Origin of the sequence: Streptomyces lienomycini (assembly GCF_027947595.1) — a bacterium.
GTDB lineage: Bacteria > Actinomycetota > Actinomycetes > Streptomycetales > Streptomycetaceae > Streptomyces > Streptomyces lienomycini.
Genome location: NZ_CP116257.1, coordinates 3159529 through 3177522, shown reverse-complemented (window position 1 = coordinate 3177522; position 17994 = coordinate 3159529). Strand labels below are relative to the sequence as shown.

The following is a 17994-nucleotide window of genomic DNA, read 5'->3' as shown; positions in this document are numbered from 1 at the left end:
CTCCGCTGGGTCGCACACACCGATGAAAAGTCACATTTACCTACAAACAGGTAATGAGTCGTTACTCGTCACACGTGGCTCCGACACGCCCATTAGCCCGTCCGGCGTGCGCGAACACGGTCCGCGGAGCGCGCGCCGACCGTTCGTCGAACCGTTCGTCGACGCGATCGACCGTCCGCCGCACACCCGTGCGTGCGCCCTGTCCCCGCGAGGCCCCCTGCGGTGCCATACGGCCATGACGGCCGGAATCACCCTGACGGACACAGCGAACGGGACGACCGCCGAGCACGAGCTCGCCGCACTGCAACGCGAGCACGGCCGGCCGCTCTTCGCGCTGCTCCTGCGGCTCAGCGACGGCGACCGGCAACGCGCCGAGGACCTGGTGCAGGAGACCCTGGTCCGCGCCTGGCAGCACCCCGAGGCCCTGCGCGCCGACGACTTCGACTCCGTACGGCCCTGGCTCCTCACCGTGGCCCGGCGCCTCGCGATCGACGCCCGCCGCGCCCGCCAGGCGCGTCCCCGGGAGGTCGGCGACGCCGTGCTGGAGAACGCGCGCGTGTGCGCGGATCACGCCGAGCGGGCCGCCGCGGCCCTCGATGTGCGCGAGGCTGTGAAGACACTCACTCCCGAGCACCGTGAAGTCCTGGTACTGGTGTACTTCCAGGGGGCGAGTGTGGCGGAAGCCGCGACGGCCCTCGGCATCCCACCCGGTACCGTGAAGTCCCGCGCGTACTACGCGCTGCGCGCCATGCGCAGGGTGCTACCGGGATACGCCGCCGACCTGCGGTGAAACCGACCTCTTGGTCAAGCCTCCGTAAAGCGCCTTGCCCAGGACCCCTGTTGGGTAATCGGCTGTCCTCATCCGTGTTCCGGACGGGGGTCCCTGACCCGGGTCGGGCGACGCGCACGCACCGGAGGAAGGCAGGAAGGGATGCTGCACAGAGGTCAAGAGAGCACGGACGGCGCCGGTGGGGGCGAACTGAGCGTTCCCATGGCGTGGTTGTACGCCGAGTACATCGCCGACGAGCTGCTGCGGACCGGCGACCTGATGCCGCCGACGTCCTTCGAGTTCCGCGCCGGACGCGACGCGCTGGCGCTCACCGTCTTCCTGTCCGACACGGAGAACGAGCTGAGCGGCATCCGGGTCGTCACCCACCTGGAGACCTGGCTGTCCCTGACGGCCTACGACCAGCCCTGGCACGAGTGGGTGCACGGGCGGCTGGCCGAGGCCACGGCCGACGCGGTCGCCGCGGGACGCCACTCGCCGGACCTGGAGCTGGCCCGGGCGGCCTGGCGCTGGCTCCGGGACACCGAACTGCTCGCCCCGGACCTGAACGCGGTCCCCGGCGGCGCCCCGGTGACCGGGGAGGAGGAGGGACCGAAGGTCTGGACGCCGGCGTGGCAGCTGGGGCTGCCGCTCGGGCACCTCGCCATCCACCTGTTCTAGCTTCCCCGGCCGCCCGGGTCGCGATTGCGCGGCGGCTTGAGTGATTCCGCTGTCCGGTGCGTACGGGTGGGAGCAAGGAGTAACCCCACCCGCACCCAACGGTACGAGGATTCGGCATGAGGTCCCTGGAAGGGCATGGCGACGTCGGCGCCTACGCGCTCGGCGTGCTGGACGAGGCGGACGCGTTCCGCTTCGAGGACCACCTCGTGGAGTGCCCCCGGTGCGCGGCCCAGGTGACCGAGTTCGGCCCCGCCACCCGCCAGTTGATGCTCTACCGGCAGGCGACACCCCGCATCGTGCACCCCCTGACCAGGCCGGGACCGCGCCTGCTCGACCGGCTGCTGTCCGAGGTAGCCGCACGTCACCAAACCGGCCGCAGACGGATGCTGTACGCCGTCGCCGCGGCCGTCGTGTGCGCCGTGGCCGGACCCGGCGCCGTGCTGTACGCGCACCAGGGCGGCCCGGCGGCGGCGCTCTCGGCGACCGACGCCCGTTCCGGGGTGTGGGCGCGGGTCACGGCCGAGGACGAGACCTGGGGCACGGACGTGCGCGTCGAGGTCAGGGACGGGGCCGGCCCGCGCTCGTGCCGGCTCGTGGCCGTGGGCCGCGACGGTTCGGAGCAGACGATCACCAGCTGGAAGGTCCCCGGGAACGGGGCGCGGCCGCACACCGTGCGCGGGGGCGCCGCCCTGCATCCGGACCAGATCGCCCGCTACGAGGTGCGGACCGCGGCCGGAGAGCACCTGGTGACGCTGCCGACCGGATGACCCCCGCCCCCGGTCCGGGGGCACCGGGCCGGCGGCGCCGTCACTTCAGCAGCCGGGACATCCTGCGATCGGCCAGCGGTCTGCCGCCGGTCTGGCAGGTCGGGCAGTACTGGAGCGAGGAGTCGCTGAAGGACACCTCGCGGACGGTGTCGCCGCACACCGGGCAGGGCTCTCCGGTGCGGCCGTGGACCCGCAGCCCGCTCTTCTTCTCGGCCTTCAGCCGTCCGGCGGCGACACCCCGGGAGCGTTCCACGGCCTCGGTGAGCGTGACGCGCAGGGCCGCGTACAGCCGTGCGGTCTCCTCGTCGGTCAGGGAGGCGGCCAGCTTGAAGGGGGACATCCTGGCGGCGTGCAGGACCTCGTCGCTGTACGCGTTCCCCACGCCCGCGATCAGGCTCTGGTCACGCAGGGCGCCCTTGAGCTGCCGCCGTTCACCGTCCAGGAGGGCGGCGAAGCGCGCCTCGTCGAAGTCGTCGGCGAGCGGGTCGGGCCCGAGCCGGGCCACCCCCGGCACCTGCTCCGGATCGCTCACGACGTACACCGCGAGCCGCTTCTGCGTGCCCGCCTCCGTCAGGTCGAAGCCCGCGCCGGTCTCCAGGGCGACGCGCAGCGCGAGCGGCCCCTTGCCGGGCCTCGGCAGGCCGCTGGGCAGGCTGTCCTTCCAGTGCAGCCAGCCGGCCCGGGCCAGATGGGTCACCAGGTGCGGGCCGCCGGCGGTCTCGACGTCGAGGAACTTGCCGTAGCGGTGCACGCCGGCCACCCGGTGGCCCTCCAGCGCCGTGAGCGGCGGGTCGTACGTCTTCAGGACGCTGATCGCCACGGGCAGGACCCGGACGATCTCACGGCCGGTGAGGTGTTCGGTCAGGAAGTCGCGGAGCGCCTCGACCTCGGGCAGTTCTGGCATATGTCCAGAGTGCCACCGGTCGCCGGTGGTGCCAGTGGGCTCAGCCGGTGCCGTGGGCCACCACGAACTCGGACCACACGCACTTGCCGCCGCCGCGCGCCTCCACGCCCCACTCGTCGGCGAGCGTCTCGACCAGGAGCAGCCCCCGCCCGGAGACCCCGTCGTCCCCGGCCTCGCGGCGGCGCGGCAGGGCGCTGGAGGAGTCCTCGACCTCGACCCGCAGCCGCCGGTCGGTCCCGGTGAGCAGCCGCAGGGTCACGATCGCGGAGCCCTCGGTGTGCATGAGGGCGTTCGTCATCAGCTCGTCGGCGACCAGTTCGATCTCGTCGCTCTGGCCGCCGGCCCCCCAGGAACGGACCGCCGCGCGGATCATGTGCCGCGCCTCGGTGAGACCCTCCGGGTCGCCCGGGGACACGTGCTGCTGGACCCGCCCGAAGGTCCGGGGGGCGCCCAGGCCGTGGCGGCGCAGCAGGAGCAGCGCGACGTCGTCGTCGCCGCGGCGCTCCTCGGCCACGTCGATGAGCCGGTCGGCCAGGTCCCGGACGTCCTGCGGCCCGGCGCCGATCAGCGCCGTGAGGACGTCCATGCCCTCGTCGAGGTCGGCGCCGGGCTGCTCGACCAGGCCGTCGGTGCACAGCAGCAGGGTGCTGCCCGGGTCCAGTTCGAGGGTGGCGACCGGGTAGGCGAGGCGCCCGAACTCGGCGGACAGGCCGAGCGGCAGCCCGCCCTCGACACGGACGAGGCGGCAGGTGCCGTCGCCGAGCCGCACCAGGGGGTCGATGTGTCCGGCGCGCACCACCTGGACCACGCCGGTGCCCAGGTCGACCTCCGCGTACAGGCAGGTGGCGAAGCGGTCCGTGTCGAGTTCGTGCAGGAAGACGGAGGCCCGGGCCATCACCGTGGCCGGCGGGTGGCCCTCGGCGGCGTAGGCGCGCAGCACGATGCGCAGCTGGCCCATGACGGCGGCGGCGTGCGTGTCGTGTCCCTGGACGTCGCCGATCACCGCGCCGACGCGGCCGCCGGGCAGCGGGATCACGTCGTACCAGTCGCCGCCGATGTCCCGGCCGACGGAGCCCCCGATGGAGGCCGCCCGGTAGCGGACGGCGACGTCGCAGCCGGGCACGCTGGGGATGGTGCGCGGCAGCATGGCCTGCTGGAGGCCCTCGGCGAGGTCCATCTCCTGCTCGTAGAGCATGGCCCGCTGGAGGCTCTGCGCGATGCCGGAGCCGAGCGCGACGAGGACGTTGCGGTCCTCGGGGGAGAAGCCGCGCCGGTCGCTGTAGAGCAGGCCGATGGCGCCGATCGGCCGGGCCTGGGCGATCAGCGGCAGGTAGGCGGCCGAGGTGATGTCGAGGTGGGTGATGTCCTTCCACAGCCGGGGATAGCGCTCCGCGAAGTCCTCCGGCGACTCGATGAAGCGGGGGCTGAGGGTCCGTACGGCCTCGCTCATCGGGTACGGCTCGTCGATCCGGGTGATCCGGGTGCCGGGGACGAAGCTGTTGTCGGGGCCGTCGGCGACCAGCCGGATGCGCCCGGCCTCGACCAGACCCATCACCAGGCTGGTGGCGCCGAGCCGGGTGAGGCCGTGGGTGTCCCGCAGGACCTCGATGACGTCGTCGACCGTGCGGGCGTGCGCGAGGGCGGCGGTGGCGAGCTGGACGACGTTGGTGAGCCGGCGGCGGGCCTCGTCGAGTGCGGCCTGGTCGCGGTTGGCCGCGATCTCGTCGATCTCCTGCGTGGCGTCGCGGACGATGCCGATGATCCGGCGGGGGCGGCCGGTCTCGTCGCGGCGGATGTAGCCCTGGGTGTGGGTCCAGCGCAGGGTGCCGTCGCGGCGGCGCAGCCGGAAGTAGGTGCCGTAGTTCTCGCTGCCGTCCTTCATGGCCCGGGCGACGATGGTGTCCATGCGGCGGCTCTCCGCCGTGGGCACGCGCAGCGACAGCGACTCGGGGCGCCCGTCGTACTCCTCCGGGCGCAGGTCGAACACCTCGTGGGCCTGGGCGTCCATGTGGAACAGTCCGGCGTCCAGGTCCCAGTCGAAGCTGCCCATGCGGTTGAGCGCCAGGATCGGGTCCGGGTGGGCGGGCCAGTCGTCCGGGAGTGACGGGGCGCTCGCTCCCCGATCAGACATGAGGTCCACCTTGCCAGGATCCGCCGGATTCTTCGACTCCTGCTCCGCCGCCCGGGGCCATTGCGCGGGACGTCCCGCCGCCCGGGGTACACAGAGCGTGACCGGAGGGAACCCCGACAGGAGGAGCACGGCCGTGGAGTGGTTCACCGCCCCCGACTACTGGCTGGGCCGGCTGGTCTTCCAGCGGGCGCTGGCCGTGATGTACCTGGTCGCGTTCCTGACGGCGGCCCTGCAGTTCCGGGCGCTGCTCGGCGAGCGCGGTCTGACGCCCGTGCCCCGCTTCGTCGAGCGGGTGCCGTTCCGGCGGGCGCCGAGCCTGTTCCAGTGGCGCTACTCGGACCGCCTGTTCGCGGGCTGCGCCTGGGCGGGCTGCGCGGTGTCGGCGGCGCTGGCGGCGGGGGTGGACGCGCTGCTTCCGCTGTGGGGCGCGATGCTGCTGTGGCTGGTGCCGTGGGCGCTGTACCTCTCGATCGTCAACGTCGGACAGACCTGGTACGCGTTCGGCTGGGAGTCGCTGCTGCTGGAGACCGGTTTCGTCGCGGTCTTCCTCGGCAACGACGAGGTGGCGCCGCCGGTCGTGGTCCTGTTCCTGCTGCGCTGGCTGCTGTTCCGGGTGGAGTTCGGGGCGGGGCTGATCAAGATGCGGGGCGACGAGTGCTGGCGGAAGCTGACCTGCCTGGATTACCACCACGAGACCCAGCCGATGCCGGGCCCGCTGAGCTGGTTCTTCCACCACCTCCCCCGGCCCCTGCACCGCGTGGAGGTGGCCGCGAACCACGTCACCCAGTTGGTGGTGCCGTTCCTGCTGTTCGCCCCGCACCCGGTCGCGACGGCCGCCGCGGCGCTGATGATCGCGACCCAGCTGTGGCTGGTACTCTCGGGCAACTTCGCCTGGCTGAACTGGATCACCATCGTGCTGGCCCTGTCGGTGGTCCGCTTCCCTGCCGACCCGCCGTCCGTGCCGGCCGCGCCGCTCTGGTACGTGGTCGTGGTCCTGGCGGTGGCGGCGCTGCTGCTGTTCCTGAGCCACCGGCCGGTCCGCAACATGATCTCCCGCCGCCAGGTGATGAACCGCTCCTTCGACTCGCTCCACCTGGTCAACACCTACGGCGCCTTCGGCTCGGTGAGCCGGGTCCGGTACGAGGTGGTGATCGAGGGGACGTCCGACGAGGTGGCCCGGAAGGACGGCGACTGGCGGGAGTACGAGTTCAAGGGCAAGCCCGGTGATCCGCGCCGCCGGCCGCGCCAGTTCGCGCCGTACCATCTGCGCCTGGACTGGCTGATGTGGTTCGCCGCGCTGTCGCCCTCGTACGCCGGGCCGTGGTTCGCCACCTTCGTGGAACGGCTGCTGGAGAACGACCGGGCCACGCTGAGGCTGCTGCGCCGCTCCCCGTTTCCGCCCGACGCCCCGCCGCGCTTCATCCGCGCCCGGCTGTTCCGGTACCGGTACACGACCTGGCGGGAGCTGCGGGAGACGGGCGCGTGCTGGGAGCGGACGTATGTGCGGGAGTACCTGCCGCCGACCCGGCTCACCACGTCGGGGTGAGCCGGGTGCGCCGCGGCGCTACGCGCGCTTCAGCCGCAGGGTCATCAGCTGGAACGGGCGCAGGTGTACGGAGATCCGGTCGCCGTCCGCGCGGGGGGCCTCCGCGTCCGCGAGCGGGCGTTCCAGCAGGTCGGTCACCTGCACGTCGGTGGCCGTGAACCCGGTGGTGAGCGTGGCGCGCACCCGGCCGCCGTGGGCCTCGTGGAAGCGGACCACGACGTCGCCGCTGCCGTCGTCGGCGAGCTTGACGGCGGTGACGACGACCGCGTCCCGGTCGACCGTGACGAGCGGCGCGACCTTCCCGGTGCCGCCGGTGACGTGCCGCTCGGGCAGGTTGATCCGCCAGCCCTCGCGTACGGCGTCGCCGATCCCCGCGCCGGGCACCAGTGCGTGCCGGAACCGGTGGACGCCCTGGTCGGTCTCGGGGTCGGGGAAGCGCGGGGCGCGCAGCAGGGAGACCCGGACGGTGGTGGTCGTACCGGAGTCGCCGTCGGTGCGGACGGTGCGGGTGACGTCGTGGCCGTACGTCGAGTCGTTAACGAGTGCGACGCCCCAGCCCGGCTCCTCCACGTGCACGAACCGGTGGTTGCAGGCCTCGAACTTGGCGGCCTCCCAGCTGGTGTTGGTGTGGGTGGGCCGGTGGAAGTGCCCGAACTGGGTCTCCGACGCGTACCGTTCGGCGTGCACGTCGAGGGGGAAGGCGAGCTTGAGGAACTTCTCCGTCTCGTGCCAGTCGACCTCGGTGTCCACCTCCAGCCTCCGCTCCCCCGGCATCAGGGTCAGCACCTGGGTGACGCGCGAGGAGCCGAAGGAGCGGACGATCCGCACCGAGGCGCCGTCGTCGCCGGGGGCGACCTCGTCGGCGTCGGTGAGGTCGGTGACCGTGTTGCGGTAGAACGCGTCGACGTCCCAGGCGTCCCACATGTTCGGGAAGTCGGGGTGGAGCTGGAGCAGGTTGCCCGCCCCGCCCGGCGCGATCGTCTCGCGGTCGGCGGCGAGGTCGTACGCCGAGACGACCAGGCCCCGCTCGTCGATCTCGACGCGCAGCAGGCCGTTGTCCAGGACGTGGCCGCCGTCCGGGCGGGGGCCGAGGCCGGTGCGGCCCTCGGCGGCACGGGACGCGGCGGCACCCGCGGGGACTCCGGCCCGGGGATGCGGGGCGGAGTTGAAGACCAGCGGGGTGTCGCCCTCGCCGGCCAGGGCGCGCTGGGCGGCGGCGATGACCCCGTTCAGTTCGGCGGCCACCCGGTCGTAGGTGGCGCGGGCCTCGCGGTGCACCCAGGCGATGGAGGAGCCGGGCAGGATGTCGTGGAACTGGTGCAGCAGCACCGTCTTCCAGATGCGGTCCAGGTCGTCGTACGGGTAGGGGAACCCGGCGCGTACGGCCGCCGTGGCCGCCCACAGCTCGGCCTCGCGGAGCAGGTGTTCGCTGCGGCGGTTGCCCTGCTTGGTCCTGGCCTGGCTGGTGAGGGTGGCGCGGTGCAGTTCGAGGTACAGCTCGCCGACCCAGACCGGCGGGGCGGGGTTCTCGGCCTCGGCCTTCTCGAAGAAGGCGTGCGGGGTCTCCCACTCGACGGTCGCCGAGCCTTCGAGGTCGCGCAGCCGGGCGGCCTTGGCGACCATCTCGCGGGTGGTGCCGCCGCCGCCGTCGCCCCAGCCGGTGGGGGCGAGGGAGTGCCGGGCGACGCCCTTGTCCTTGAAGTTCTTCGCCGCGTGGGCGATCTCGGCGCCCTTCATGGAGCAGTTGTAGGTGTCGACGGGCGGGAAGTGGGTGAAGATCCGGGTGCCGTCGATGCCCTCCCAGCGGAAGGTGTGGTGCGGGAACCTGTTCGTCTGGGACCAGGAGATCTTCTGGGTGAGCAGGTACTTGGCGCCCGCCGCCTTGATGATCTGCGGCAGCCCGGCGGCGAAGCCGAAGGTGTCCGGCAGCCACGCCTCGTCGTTCTCTACGCCGAACTCGTCGAGGAAGAACCGCTTGCCGTGCACGAACTGCCGGGCCATCGCCTCGGAGCCGGGCATGTTGGTGTCCGACTCCACCCACATGCCGCCGGCCGGCACGAACCGTCCGTCGGCCACGGCCTTCTTGACCCGCGCCCACACCTCGGGCCGGTGGTCGCGCACCCACGCCCACTGCTGGGCCTGGGACATGGCGAAGACGAAGTCCGGCTCGTCCTCCAGGAGGGCGGTCATGTTGGAGGTGGTGCGGGCGACCTTGCGCACGGTCTCGCGCAGCGGCCACAGCCAGGCCGAGTCGATGTGGGCGTGGCCGACGGCGCTGATGCGGTGCGCGGAGGGCACGGCGGGGGCGGACAGGACGTCGGTGAGACGGGAACGCGCCGCTTCCGCCGTGCTGTTGACGTCCTGGAGGTCGATGGCGTCCAGGGCCCTGTCGACGGCGCGCAGGATCTCCCAGCGCCGGGGCGACTCCACCGGCAGCTCGGCCATCAGCTCGCCGAGGACCTCCAGGTCGAGCACCAGGTTCCACACCGTCTCGTCGAGCACGGCGAGGTCCATGCGGGCCAGGGTGTACTGCGGTTCGCTGCCCGCGGTGTCCTTGTCACCGAGCTGGGTGGGCACGAAGGGGTGGTAGTCGAGGATGACGGGGTTGGAGGCCGCCTCGACGTGCAGGCGCACCTGCTCGCCGCCCTCGGCGGGGGCGCCGATCCGCACCCACTGGTTGCGCGGGTTGAGGCCCTTCACGGGGGTGCCGTCGGGGCGGTAGACCAGCCCCTCGCACTGGAACCCGGGCATGTTCTCGTCGAAGCCGAGGTCGAGGATCGCCTCCACGGTCTTCCCGGCCCATGCCTCGGGCACGGTGCCGGTGACGCGGAACCAGCTGGTGCCCCAGGGGGCGCCCCAGCGGGCGCCGACCTCGATGGGCTCGGGTTCGGCCGCGAGTCCCTCCTCGACGGGGACGGGCTCGCCGGGCGCGTTCCAGACCGCCACGTCCAGTGGGACGGACTCGGGGTAGAGGGCGGGGCGGACGCGCTCGTCGAGGACGCGCTTGAGGCGGGCTTCGACCAGGTTGCGGTCGTCATGCATGCGGGTGCTCCGGGGTCGGGTGCGGGTGGTTGCCGGGGGTGGGTGACGAGGACGGGGGCGACGTCAGGTACAGCTCCCCCGCCGGGCGCGGTCCGAACCGTGCGGGCGGGGGTCGGCGCGTACGTCGTCGGGGGTGACGACCTCGGTGATGCCGCGGGCCGCGAGGTGTCCGGGGTCGGCGGCGCGTGTGTCGAGGACGGTGGTGGGGCGGGCGCCGTCGGCGACCAGCCGGAAGAACGCGTCGAAGACGGCACCGCCGGGGGCGCAGGCCGAGCGCACGGCCGGGTCGGCGGGGACGGCCAGCGCGGTGGTGCGCGGGGCGGGGGCGGTGCGGGCGCCCTCGCGGACCGAGCGGGCCGCGCGGGTCAGGGCGTGGGCCGTGTCCTTGGGGCGGCGGTCGTTGGTGAGCAGCCCGAGCCCGTACTCCAGCTCCGGGAAGTCGGCCAGCGTCCGGGACACGTCGTGGGAGCACCACCAGGTGACGCCCCACAGCCCGGGGCAGTCCAGGGCGTTCTCGACGGTCGCCTCGGTGAAGGCGGCGGCGTGCTCGGCGGGGACGAGCGGGGCGGGGGCGCCGACCTCCTGGAGCCAGACGGGGCGGTGCGGGTCGTCGGCCCAGGCCTTGCTCAGCTCGATCAGGTAGGCGGCGTGGTGCTCGCTGGGCACCGAGGTGCGGCCGTGGCGCTGGGCGGTGCCGTTGAAGACCCAGGAGTGCACGGCCGTGACGGCACCGCGCCGGGCGGCCTGGGCCGGGGTGAAGGGCTGGTCGTCCTGGTACCAGGTGGCGTCGTACTCGGCGTGCAGGTGCATGCGGCCCGGGGCGCCCTCCTCGCAGGCGGCCAGCATCCGCTCCAGCCAGGCGTCGATCTGGTCGCCGGTGGCGCGGTCCGGGTCGGGGTGGGGTCCGGCGGAGAACTGGTTGACCTCGTTGCCGAGGGTCATGCCGAGGAAGTTGGACCGGCCGGCCAGGGCTGCGGCGAGGGTGCGCAGGTAGGTGGCCTGGCCGTCGATGACGTCGGGGTCGGTGAACAGGTTGCGGCGGTGCCAGGTGCGGGTCCAGGCCGGCACGAAGTCGAAGCTGCTCAGGTGGCCCTGGAGGCCGTCCACGTTGACGTCGAGGCCGCGTTCGCCCGCCGCGTCGACCAGCGCCGCCAGGTCCTCTACGGCGCGCTCGCGGATCAGGGAGCGGTTGGGCTGGAAGTAGGGCCACAGCGGGAAGACCCGGATGTGGTCCACCTCGAGGGCGGCGACGGAGTCGAGGTCGGCGCGTACGGAGTCGAGGTCGAAGTCGAGCCAGTGGTGGAACCACCCGACGCTCGGGGTGTAGTTGACGCCGAAGCGCACGGCAGAAGGCATGCGGTGTCCTTGTGACGGGGGGGGGAGTGCGGGCGTGGGGCCGGGTCAGCCCTTGACGGCGCCCTCGCCGACTCCGCGGAAGAAGTACCGCTGGAGGCAGGCGAAGAGGGCGATGAGCGGCGCCACGGCGATGATGGTGCCCGCGGCGACGAGGCGTTCGTCGTTGGCGAAGGTGCCGTGCAGGTAGTTCAGGCCGATGGTCAGGGTGAACCTGGAGGGGTCGCTCAGCACGATCAGGGGCCACAGGAAGTCGTCCCAGGCGCCCATGAAGGCGAAGATCGCGACGACGGCGAGGGTGCCCTTCACCGCGGGCAGCGCGATCCGGCAGAACCGCTGCCAGACGTTGGCGCCGTCGACGAAGGCCGCCTCCTCGATCTCGTAGGGGAGGTTGAGGAAGGCGTTGCGCATGAGGAGCACGTTGAGGGCGCTGACGCAGCCGGGCAGCAGTACGCCGACGAGGGTGTTGTTGAGGCCCAGCTCCCGCATGGTGGTGAACTGGGCGATGATGATGCCCTCCACGGGCACGAGCATGGCCAGGATGAACACCAGGGTGGCGACGCGCCGGCCGCGGTAGCGCAGGCGGGCCAGGGCGTAGCCGGCGAGGGCGGCGCCGACGCAGTTGGTGACGACGTTGGCGGCGGCGACCTTCAGCGAGTTCAGGGCGTAGTCCCACACGGGGATGGTGTCGGCGACCCGCTCGTAGTTGTGCAGGGTGGGGTCGGAGGGCAGGAACTTCGGCGGGGAGCTGAAGATGTCCTCGGTCGGGCCTTTGAGCGAGGTCGACAGCTGCCACAGGAACGGGCCGATGGTCAGGGCGAGGACGCCGAGCAGGAGCAGGTAGCGCAGGGCCAGTTCCCACCCCCGGATGCGGCGGCCGTGTTCGTCGGTGATCCGGGGTTCGCGTGCCCCCTCCCGCTTCCGGCCGGCGGCCCGGGGGTTCTCTGCGGGGCGGGCCTTCTCGGCGAGGCTCACGACTCCTCCTTCCGGTCGGCCCGCAGGACGAGCAGCATCAGGACGACGGTGACGACGAAGACGACGACGGAGATCGCGGAGGCGTAGCCGACGCGGCCGGTGAGACCGGTGCCGGTGCGCTGGACCAGCATCACGAGGGTGGTGTCCTCGCCGGCCGGGCCGCCGTTGGGGCCCGCCATCAGGTACACCTCGGAGAACACCTTGAAGGCGGCGACCGAGGAGAGCGCGGCGACCAGGACCATGGTGGAGCGGACGGCGGGCACCGTGACGGTGAGGAAGCGGCGGACCGCGCCCGCGCCGTCCACTGCGGCCGCCTCGTGCAGCTCGCGCGGCACGTTGGCCAGCGCCGCCAGGTAAATGATCATGTAGTAGCCGAGGCCCTTCCAGACCGTGACGCCCATCGCGCTGAGCAGGATCAGCCACTGGTCGCTGAGGAAGCCGACGGGACTCGCGCCGAGCGTCTCCAGCAGGGAGTTGACCAGGCCGCGCTCGTCGAGGAGCCAGACCCAGATCAGCCCGACGACGACGATCGAGGCGACGACCGGGGTGTAGAAGGCCGAGCGGAAGAAGGTGATGCCGGGGATGTTCTTCTGCACCAGCAGGGCGAGCAGCAGCGGCAGCAGGACCAGTGCGGGAACGACCCCGAGGACGTACAGGGAACTGTTGCGCAGGCCGATCCAGAACATGTCGTCGTGGAGCAGCTCGCGGAAGTTGTCGAGGCCCACGAACTCGCCCGGGATCAGCGTGCGGCGGTCGGTGAAGGAGTTGACCAGCGTGGAGACGAAGGGGTACAGGATGAACGCGCCGGTGATCAGCAGGCCGGGCGCGGCGAACAGCCAGGGGCTGGCGGGCAGTTGGCGGCGTACGCGGCGGGCGCCGGGGCCCTTGCGGGTGCCCGGGGTGCCGGGGGTGAGGGTGGTGGGACTCGCCATGACGCCTCAGCCCTGCTGCTGGAGGAGCCGGTCGCACGCCTTGACAGCATTGTCGAGGGCTTCCTTCGGGCTCTGCTTGCCCTGGAGCGCCTTGGCGACCTCGTTGCGCAGCTCGGTCTTCATCTGCTCGCTGAACAGCACGGGCGTGTAGTTGACGGCCGTCTTCAGCGACTTGGCGGCGGCGACCCGGACGCGGGTCTCGTCGGTGCCGTCCTCCTTGGTGAAGTACGGGTCGTCCAGCGAACCGGCGGTGCTCGGGAAGATGGCGACCTGCTTGGCGAACGACATCTGGTGGGCCGCGTCGGTGACGTAGTGCGCGAAGGCGACCGCGGCGGGCTTGCGCTCGCTCCGCGCGTTCACCATCAGGCCCATGACGTACATGTTGACGTGGCCGGTGCTGGTGATCTGGTCGGTGATGCCGATGTTCTCGTACAGGTTCGGCGCCTGCTTCTTGAAGTTGGCGAGGTCGAGGGCGCTGCCCGGGTTCATGGCGACGGCGCCTGTGAGGAACTTCTTCCCCGAGGACTCGGGGGTGGCGGTCAGCGCCTGCGGGTCGAGGGCCTTGGCGTCGTACAGCTCCTTGTAGTGGGTGAGGAGTTCGACGCCCTTGGCGTCGTTGAACGCGAAGGCGGTGCCCTCCTCGTCCATGAGCGGGACGCCGTAGCGGCCGAAGTCCTCGATGGTGGGCACGTTGGCGAGCGTGGCGACCTCGCCGCCGGTCTTGTCGGCGATCCTCAGCGCGGCGTCGAAGACCTCGTCGTAGGTCTTCGGCGGCTGCTCGGGGTCGAGGCCGGCCTTCTCGAAGAGGGACTTGTTGTAGAAGAGCGGGCCGGTGTTGAGGTACCAGGGGAAGGCGTACGTGCCGTCCGTGCCCGGTATCCGGTGGCTGGCCCAGGCCCCCTCCAGGTACTCCTTCTCGTACTGGCCGGCCGCCTTCTCCAGGTCGAGGGCGAGGCCCGCCCCGGCGAGCGGGGCGACGAGGTCCGGGGAGACGTTGACGACGTCGGGCAGGGTGCCGCCGGCGGCGTCGGCGCTGATCTTGTCAGCGTAGCCCTCGCCGGGCTGGTCGACCCACTTGACGTGGGTGCCGGGGTACTTCTTCTCGAAGTCGGCGATCAGGCCCTCGAAGTAGTCCTTGAAGTTGGCCCGCAGGTTCCAGGTCTGGAAGGTGATGTCGCCCTCGACCTTGCCCGAGGCGTCGGTCGAGCCGCCGCCGTCGTCCCCGGAGCCGCAGGCGCTGAGCGGCAGGACGAGGGCGGCGACGGCGGCGGCGAATGTTCTGCGCGAGATGGGCACGGTGACACGTCTCCCTGGAGGACGTCGGCGGTGGGATGCCAGCGACCATGCACGGCGATTGTTCGGAAAGTCAATGGATTGCCGTCAACTAAAGTCCCACCAACAGCATTAGTGCACGTCAGAGCCGTATGGACAGCCACTTGCCACGTATCACTAATGCGCTTTAGGATCTTTCCACTCAAGCGCTTTAGCGCATGCATCGAAGTGAGGAGTGCGCATGCCGGCCAAGCGGCCCGCCGCGCGCCGGCCGACGATGAAGGACATCGCGCGCCGGGCCGGGGTCTCCGAGAGCGCGGTGTCGTTCGCGCTGAACGACCGGCCGGGGGTCTCCGAGATCACCCGGGACCGGGTGCGCCGGGTGGCCGAGCAGCTCGGCTGGCGGCCCAGCACGGCGGCGCGGGCGCTGTCCGGGGAGGGCGCGGCGACGGTCGGCTTCGTCCTGGCGCGGCCCGCGCACACGCTCGGCGTGGACTCGTTCTTCCTGCAACTGGTCTCCGGCATCCAGGAGGTGCTGGCACGGCGTCATCTGGGGCTGCTGTTCCAGGTGGCGCGGGACGTGGACGACGAGTGCGCGGTCTACCGGCGCTGGTGGGCGGAGCACCGGGTGGACGGCGTGCTGGTGGTCGATCCGCGCACCGACGATCCGCGCCCGGACCTGCTGGACGAACTCGGTCTGCCCGCCGTGGTGATCGGCGGTGCGCCGGACGAACGCCACCCGGGGCTGTCGACGGTGTGGGCGGACGACGCGGGCGCGATGGCCGCGCTGGTGGACGGGCTGCACGCGCTCGGCCACCGGCGGATCGTGCACGTCGCCGGACTGCCGGACCTCGCCCACACCGAGCGCCGCATCCGCGCCCTGCGTGCCGAGGCGGGTCGGCGCGGACTCGGCGAGGTCAAGTCGGTGACCACCGACTACTCCGACGCCCAGGGCGCGGCGGTCACCCGCCGTCTGCTGGAGGCGCCCGCGCCCCCGACCGCCCTGATCTACGACAACGACGTGATGGCCGTCGCCGGGGTCGCCGCCGCGGCCGGACTCGGGTTCGGGGTGCCGGCGGACGTGTCCGTGGTCGCCTGGGAGGACTCGGCGCTGTGCCGCATCGTCAGGCCGTGGCTGTCCGCGCTGTCACGGGACAGTGTGGAGTTCGGCCGCACGGCGGCGACGGAGCTGACCGCGCTGCTCGACGGCGGCCCGGCACGCACGGTGCGGGTGCCGGTGCCGAGACTGATCGAGCGGGACAGCACGGGGCCGGCCCGGTCCGCCTGACCCGGGGGCGGGAGGCGGGGCGGGCCGCGCTCTCGACGTGGACGCCGGGGAGGGGCAGAGTGCTGTCCTGCGTACTCGTGAGTAATCCCGATTTCCGTCCCCTCCACCCCCTGGGAGCCTTCCGTGACCGACTGGGCCGGCCGGACCGCCGTCGAGATCGCCGCCGCCGTCCGCGAGAAGCGGGTCGCTCCCCGCGAGGTGGTGGCGGAGCACCTGGCCGGGATCGGGCGTCTCGACGACCGTGTCGGCGCCTTCCGCGCGGTACGGGCCGAGGCGGCGCTCGCCGAGGCGGAGGAGGTGGGAGCCCGCGGCGATCTGGGCGAACTGCCGCTGGCCGGGGTGCCGGTGGCGGTCAAGGACAATCTCGCGGTGCGCGGGGAGTCCACCCGGGTCGGTTCGGCCGCCACGCCGCACAAGCCCGCGGGCGCCGACCATGTCACCGTGGCCCGGCTGCGGGCGGCCGGCGCGGTGGTGGTGGGGCTGACGAACGTGCCGGAGCTGTGTGTGTTCGGCACCACCGAGGGGGTGCTCGGCACGGCCCGCAACCCGTGGGACCCGGCGCGCACGGCGGGCGGTTCGTCGGGCGGCAGCGCGGCCGCGGTCGCCGCCGGGATGGTCCCGGTCGCACTCGGCAACGACGGCATGGGCTCGCTGCGCATCCCCGCGGCCAACTGCGGTCTGGTGACCCTCAAGCCGGGCCACGGCGTCGTGCCGGCCGGTATCGGCGAGGGCGACTGGTTCGGCATGTCCGAGAACGGGCCGCTGGCCACGACGGTCGCCGACGCCCGCCTGCTGCTCACCGTCCTCGCCGGCCAGGCACCGCCGGAGCACGACGATGCGGGCGCCCTGCGCGTGGCCGTCTCGCTGCGCAGCCCGCTGGCCGGGGTCACCGTCTCCCGCCCGTACGCGCACGCCGTGCGCGAGGCGGCCGGGGTGCTGATGAGGGCGGGGCACCAGGTGCGGCGGGCGGACCCGCCCTACCCGGCGTCGCTGGGCGTGACCGCCCTCACCCACTGGACGGCCGGTACGTCGGTGGACGCGCGGGGCCTGGACCGGCGGCTGCTGACCCGGCGTACCCGGGTGCACGCGGCCCTCGGGCGGCGCTTCGTCGGCAGGGTGGCGGGCGGCGAGGACCGGGAGCGGCTGCGCGGCCGCCTGGAGCCGTTCTTCGCCGAGTACGACGTCCTGCTCACCCCGGCGCTGGCCCGCCGCTCCCCCAAGGCGGGCCCCTGGCACGAACGGGGCTGGCTGCGCAACGTGGTGGCGAACTCGGTGTACTCGCCGTTCACGCCGCCGTGGAACCTGACCGGCTGGCCCGCGATGTCGGTGCCGTCCGGCACGCTGGACTCGGGCGCCCCCTGCGCCGTGCAGCTGGTGGGCCGGCCGGGTTCGGAGGCGGCGCTGCTGGAGCTGGCGGAGCGGATCGAGGCGCTGCGGCCCTGGCGGCGGACGGCTCCCTCGCGGTGAGCGGGCCTGCTGGAGCGAGCGGACCTACAGGGCGCGGTGCATGATGTGCAGCCCGACCCGGCCGTGTCGCGGGTGGTCGAAGGCGTCCGGCACCGTGCCGAGGATCGTGAAGCCGAGGGAGGTCCACAGCCGCACGGCCGGGTTGGTCTCGACGACGGCGTTGAAGACCATGCCCCGGTACCCGTCGGCCTTCGCGGCGGCCAGGACGTGTTCGGCCAGGGCCCGTCCGGTGCCGCGGCCGGCCCGGTCGGGGTCGACCATGAAGCCGGCGTTGGCGATGCCCGCGGCGGGCCCCCCGTAGTTGGGGGTGACGTAGGCGGAGCCGACGACGGCACCGGTCTCGTCCTCGGCGACGTAGACACGCTTGGCGGGGTTCGTCCACAGGGCCCGGGCGTCCTCCTCGGAGGTGTCCGGGTCCCAGGCGTAGGTCTCGCCGGCCGCGACGACGCGGTGCCAGAAGGGCCAGATGTGCGGCCAGTCCCCGGCCGTGGCTTCCCTGATCAGCATGGGCGTGAGTGTCGCACGCCCATGCCCCGGACGGTGGCGCCGTTCAGTCCACGCTGGGCAGGATGTGGGGTTCGGCGAGGTCCTCCTCGTAGCCCGCGAGGCGGATCGGGGCGGACCGCGCCCACACGTCGAGGCTGCCGATCTCCCCGGGCCTGCGTCGCGCACGCCCGGTGCGTTCTTCGGGGGGCTGTTCCGTGTTCGTCGTCTCCGGTGTCACCGCGCACTCCTTATGTGTCGGGTCACCCTCGGGGCCTGTGAGCCAGTCTCCTGTACGGCACAAGACGCCCGCTCGAGTGTGAGTAGCCGCTCGGACGCGGTGGCGTCGGTCACGCGTGCGGGAGCAGGCCGTGGTGAACCGGCTTG

The 17994-nt window shown here is 72.6% G+C and carries 15 protein-coding genes; 6 read left to right on the top strand and 9 right to left on the bottom strand.

Annotated elements, in window-relative coordinates:
• The first annotated feature begins 235 nt into the window (after nt 1-235).
• The 3 genes from BJ961_RS14220 to BJ961_RS14210 all read left to right on the top strand — a co-directional run bounded on the left by BJ961_RS14220 (nt 236) and on the right by BJ961_RS14210 (nt 2214).
• A complete protein-coding gene (locus tag BJ961_RS14220) occupies nt 236-790 on the top strand; it encodes a sigma-70 family RNA polymerase sigma factor (protein ID WP_271413176.1) in 555 nt (184 codons plus the stop codon).
• A 141-nt stretch (nt 791-931) separates the two neighbouring features.
• Nucleotides 932-1447: a hypothetical protein gene (locus BJ961_RS14215; protein WP_271413175.1), complete on the top strand. Its 516-nt coding sequence runs from the start codon at nt 932-934 to the stop codon at nt 1445-1447.
• 116 nt (nt 1448-1563) lie between these two features.
• Nucleotides 1564-2214 carry a zf-HC2 domain-containing protein gene (locus BJ961_RS14210; protein WP_271413174.1) on the top strand — a complete coding sequence of 217 codons (651 nt, stop codon included), beginning with the start codon at nt 1564-1566 and terminating at the stop codon, nt 2212-2214.
• 40 nt (nt 2215-2254) lie between these two features.
• Here BJ961_RS14210 and BJ961_RS14205 read toward each other — a convergent pair whose 3' ends face one another.
• Both BJ961_RS14205 and BJ961_RS14200 read right to left on the bottom strand, forming a co-directional pair.
• Complete coding sequence (locus BJ961_RS14205) at nt 2255-3118, bottom strand: Fpg/Nei family DNA glycosylase (RefSeq protein WP_271413173.1); 864 nt, start codon at nt 3116-3118, stop codon at nt 2255-2257.
• 40 nt (nt 3119-3158) lie between these two features.
• The gene (locus BJ961_RS14200) at nt 3159-5249 is read right to left on the bottom strand and encodes a SpoIIE family protein phosphatase (protein WP_271413172.1); all 2091 of its coding nucleotides are present in this window, start codon (nt 5247-5249) and stop codon (nt 3159-3161) included.
• 133 nt (nt 5250-5382) lie between these two features.
• Here BJ961_RS14200 and BJ961_RS14195 point away from each other — a divergent pair, with 133 nt between their 5' ends.
• Nucleotides 5383-6795 (top strand): lipase maturation factor family protein, encoded by a 1413-nt coding sequence (locus tag BJ961_RS14195; protein WP_271413171.1) that lies wholly within the window; start codon nt 5383-5385, stop codon nt 6793-6795.
• Nucleotides 6796-6813: 18 nt separating this feature from the next.
• Here BJ961_RS14195 and BJ961_RS14190 read toward each other — a convergent pair whose 3' ends face one another.
• The 5 genes from BJ961_RS14190 to BJ961_RS14170 all read right to left on the bottom strand — a co-directional run bounded on the left by BJ961_RS14190 (nt 6814) and on the right by BJ961_RS14170 (nt 14393).
• Entirely contained in the window at nt 6814-9837 is a 3024-nt protein-coding gene (locus BJ961_RS14190) for an alpha-mannosidase (RefSeq protein WP_271413170.1), read from the bottom strand.
• A 63-nt stretch (nt 9838-9900) separates the two neighbouring features.
• Entirely contained in the window at nt 9901-11193 is a 1293-nt protein-coding gene (locus BJ961_RS14185) for a glycoside hydrolase 5 family protein (protein WP_271413169.1), read from the bottom strand.
• Nucleotides 11194-11238: 45 nt separating this feature from the next.
• A complete protein-coding gene (locus BJ961_RS14180) occupies nt 11239-12165 on the bottom strand; it encodes a carbohydrate ABC transporter permease (protein ID WP_271413168.1) in 927 nt (308 codons plus the stop codon).
• Entirely contained in the window at nt 12162-13097 is a 936-nt protein-coding gene (locus tag BJ961_RS14175; protein ID WP_271413167.1) for a carbohydrate ABC transporter permease, read from the bottom strand. Before BJ961_RS14175 ends, BJ961_RS14180 begins: the two co-directional genes overlap by 4 nt.
• A gap of 6 nt (nt 13098-13103) precedes the next feature.
• Nucleotides 13104-14393 (bottom strand): ABC transporter substrate-binding protein, encoded by a 1290-nt coding sequence (locus tag BJ961_RS14170; RefSeq protein WP_271413166.1) that lies wholly within the window; start codon nt 14391-14393, stop codon nt 13104-13106.
• A gap of 217 nt (nt 14394-14610) precedes the next feature.
• Between BJ961_RS14170 and BJ961_RS14165 the strand changes: the two genes are divergently transcribed.
• Nucleotides 14611-15657 carry a LacI family DNA-binding transcriptional regulator gene (locus BJ961_RS14165; RefSeq protein WP_271413165.1) on the top strand — a complete coding sequence of 349 codons (1047 nt, stop codon included), beginning with the start codon at nt 14611-14613 and terminating at the stop codon, nt 15655-15657.
• A gap of 123 nt (nt 15658-15780) precedes the next feature.
• Nucleotides 15781-17124, top strand: coding sequence for an amidase (locus BJ961_RS14160; RefSeq protein ID WP_271413164.1), 1344 nt, complete (start codon nt 15781-15783; stop codon nt 17122-17124).
• A gap of 24 nt (nt 17125-17148) precedes the next feature.
• Here BJ961_RS14160 and BJ961_RS14155 read toward each other — a convergent pair whose 3' ends face one another.
• Nucleotides 17149-17631: a GNAT family N-acetyltransferase gene (locus BJ961_RS14155; protein WP_271413163.1), complete on the bottom strand. Its 483-nt coding sequence runs from the start codon at nt 17629-17631 to the stop codon at nt 17149-17151.
• A 43-nt stretch (nt 17632-17674) separates the two neighbouring features.
• The gene (locus BJ961_RS14150; protein ID WP_271413162.1) at nt 17675-17848 is read right to left on the bottom strand and encodes a hypothetical protein; all 174 of its coding nucleotides are present in this window, start codon (nt 17846-17848) and stop codon (nt 17675-17677) included.
• Nucleotides 17849-17994 lie beyond the last annotated feature (146 nt).